The organism is Enterobacteriaceae endosymbiont of Donacia bicoloricornis (assembly GCF_012567955.1).
In the GTDB taxonomy this organism is placed as follows: domain Bacteria; phylum Pseudomonadota; class Gammaproteobacteria; order Enterobacterales; family Enterobacteriaceae.
Genome location: NZ_CP046186.1, coordinates 312,061 through 314,488, shown reverse-complemented (window position 1 = coordinate 314,488; position 2,428 = coordinate 312,061). Strand labels below are relative to the sequence as shown.

The 2,428-nt window shown below is 22.4% G+C and carries 2 protein-coding genes and 2 tRNA genes; all 4 read left to right on the top strand.

Features of this window, described 5'->3' with window-relative positions:
* The first annotated feature begins 12 nt into the window (after positions 1-12).
* The 4 genes from secG (at position 13) to nusA (ending at position 2,277) form a co-directional block, all read left to right on the top strand.
* Positions 13-279, top strand: a complete 267-nt coding sequence (gene secG / locus GJU03_RS01565) for a preprotein translocase subunit SecG (RefSeq protein WP_168918938.1) — start codon at positions 13-15, stop codon at positions 277-279.
* A 20-nt stretch (positions 280-299) separates the two neighbouring features.
* Positions 300-385: transfer RNA gene (locus GJU03_RS01560), tRNA-Leu, on the top strand.
* Between the two features lie 59 nt (positions 386-444).
* A tRNA-Met gene (locus GJU03_RS01555) sits at positions 445-521 on the top strand.
* Between the two features lie 253 nt (positions 522-774).
* Positions 775-2,277, top strand: coding sequence for a transcription termination factor NusA (gene nusA / locus GJU03_RS01550; protein ID WP_168918937.1), 1,503 nt, complete (start codon positions 775-777; stop codon positions 2,275-2,277).
* Positions 2,278-2,428 lie beyond the last annotated feature (151 nt).

Below are 2,428 nucleotides of genomic sequence, written 5' to 3'. Positions count from 1 at the left end.
CTTTAGTTGTTTATGTATAAATTATTATTAATTTTGTTTATTTTTGTTTCATTTTTTTTAGTTAGTATTATTATGTTTCAAGATAATGATGATATAGATATTAGTGCATCATCAAATAATATAAAATCACCTTTTAATACAAATATGTCTAATAAAATTTTAACTAAAAGTATTATTCTTCTTACTTCTTTATTTTTTATAATTAGTTTATTATTAAGTAATATTAATGTAAAAAAATATATAAAAAATGTTAAGTTAAATAATGTTTTAAAAAAATAAAACTTAAGTATAAAAAATTTGCCGAGGTGGTGAAATTGGTAAACACGCTACTTTGAGGTGGTAGTGCCCTATTTTGGGTTTGCGGGTTCAAATCCCGTCTTCGGTATGAAAATTATTCTTGCATTATTTATTTTTTTATCATATGATATATTATCATTAAGTAGACGCGGGGTGGAGCAGTTTGGTAGCTCGTCGGGCTCATAACCCGAAGGTCGTTGGTTCAAATCCAACTCCCGCAACCAAATACCACATTGTGTTTAATCCTAAATTATATTTTATATAAAAAAATAAATAAATTTGATTCTTGTATTTAAGATATTTTTTATATATTTATAAGTTAAATCAAAATATTAATAAATTAATTTTATTAAAATAACTATATTTATATTTAAAATATTTTTTTAGAAAAAAATTTTAATATATAATATTTAAAATAATATTTTAATATTATCTAGTTTTCTAATTTTAAGAATTAAATATTTGAGGATAACTAGGATGAATAAAGAAATGTTAGCTGTTATTGAAGCAGTTTCTAATGAAAAATCTTTACCTCGTGAAAAAATATTTGAAGCAATGGAGAGTGCTTTAGCTAGTGCAACAAAAAAAAAATATGAGCAAGATATTGAAGTATTCGTAAATATTGATCGTAAAAATGGTAATTTTAACACTTTTAGAAGATGGTTAATTGTTAAAAAAGTAAATTTTCCTACAAAAGAAATTACATTAGACGCTGCACGTATTGAAGATAATAATCTTAATTTAGGAGATTACATTTATGATCAAATTAAATCTATTGATTTTGATCGAATAACTACACAAACTGCTAAACAAGTTATTGTTCATAAAGTTAGAGAAGCAGAAAAAGCTATTACTATTGCTCAATTTAAAAAACAAGAAGGAAAAATTTTAAGTGGTATAGTAAAAAAAGTAAATAGAGGACATCTAAATTTAGATTTAGGTCATGGTGTAAATGCTATTATTTTACGTTCTGATATGCTACCTAGAGAAAATTTTAGATTAGGAGATAGAACAAGAGGATTATTATTTCATATTAAAGAAGATTTAAAAGAAACACAATTATTTATTAGTAGATCTAGAATACAAATGCTTGTGGAATTATTTCATATTGAAGTCCCTGAAATAGGAGAAGGTTTAATTGAAATTAAAGCAGCAGTACGAGATCCAGGATCTAGAGCAAAAATTGCTGTTAAAACAAATGATAAAAGAATAGATCCAGTAGGTGCATGTGTTGGTATAAGAGGTGCCAGAGTACAAGCAATATCTAATGAATTAAATGGAGAACGTATCGATATTGTATTATGGGATTCTGATCCTGAAAAATTTGTTATTAATGCTATGTCACCAGCTGAAATATCATCAATAATTTTAAATAAAAAAAATCGTGTTATAGATATAATTGTAGAAGAAAATAATTTAGCACAAGCTATTGGAAGAAATGGACAAAATATTCGTTTAGCTTCTCAATTAAGTGGTTGGGAGTTAAATGTTATGACTAAACATGATTTATCTCATAAATATAAAAAAGAAAAAAAAAATATTATAAATATGTTTATGAAACATTTAAATATTAATTATGAGTTATCAAAAAAAATAGTTGAAGATGGAAAAATTTCTTCTTTTAAAGAATTAATATCAATACCAATTGAAAAATTATATAAAATAACTAATTCTTTTAATTTGAAAATTAATGATTTAAAAAAAATAAAAAAATTAGTAGAAAATATTAATATTAATTTTTTTTTAACTAAAAAAAAAAATATTAATAATCAACTAAAAACAAGATTATTAAAATTAAAAGGAATTAATAAACAATTATCTGAATATTTAATAAATAAAGGAATTTTAACAATTGAAAAATTAGCTGAACAAAGTATCGAAGATATATCTGATATAAATAATTTAGATCAAATAAAAGCAGGTGAAATAATTATGTCTGCACGTAATTTTTGTTGGTTTAATAAAAAAAATAATACTTAATTAATTCTGATAAGAGGAGTAAACAGCATGATAGATGCTGTTATAAACATAAAATTATTAGCTAATAAAATGAATATTTCAATAAAAAATACAATTAAATATTTTTCTAATATAGGTATTCTAAAATTAGAAAATGATATAGTTAATAAAG